This window comes from Endozoicomonas sp. OPT23 (genome assembly GCF_009653635.1).
Classification (GTDB): Bacteria; Pseudomonadota; Gammaproteobacteria; order Pseudomonadales; family Endozoicomonadaceae; genus Endozoicomonas_A.
On the sequence record NZ_PPFD01000017.1, the window covers coordinates 644 to 1,056 of the forward strand.

At 44.3% G+C, this 413-nt stretch carries 1 pseudogene; it reads right to left on the minus strand.

The features are described 5' to 3' along the window. A pseudogene (locus EOPP23_RS21400) lies at positions 1–345 on the minus strand (hypothetical protein); the annotation flags it as partial. Between the last annotated feature and the right edge of the window lie 68 nt (positions 346–413).

Here is a 413-nt window from a genome sequence, read left to right on the forward strand (position 1 = left end):
TCTTGCCAGAGGCGTTGCACTGAATGCATTAAATGTTTTCTTGCATGATTTACAGCGGTAGCGTTGCCGACCACTTTGAACCCCCCAGCGATAAATGCTGTGGCTTTTACATTCAGGGCAAACAGGTTGTTCTGCAAAGTGGGTTAATATGCTTGTTGCAAGATCAGGCGTCGAGCGCTGGTTATTGGAAGAGGGTTTGCTGTCTACAGGAGCGAAATCAGGCTTTTCCTCTGAATCATCAATGGGAATACGAGCATTGAGTAGCGTTTTATCAAGAATACCCCACTGTTCGTTGTTTAATGATGGAATGGAATCGATAAAGTTCTGGAATAGCTCTGACTGCATAACAACCCCCAGAAATACTAGAAGACATAGGGAGTGTAGCTCATTCAACTATTTACGTGAACACAGCC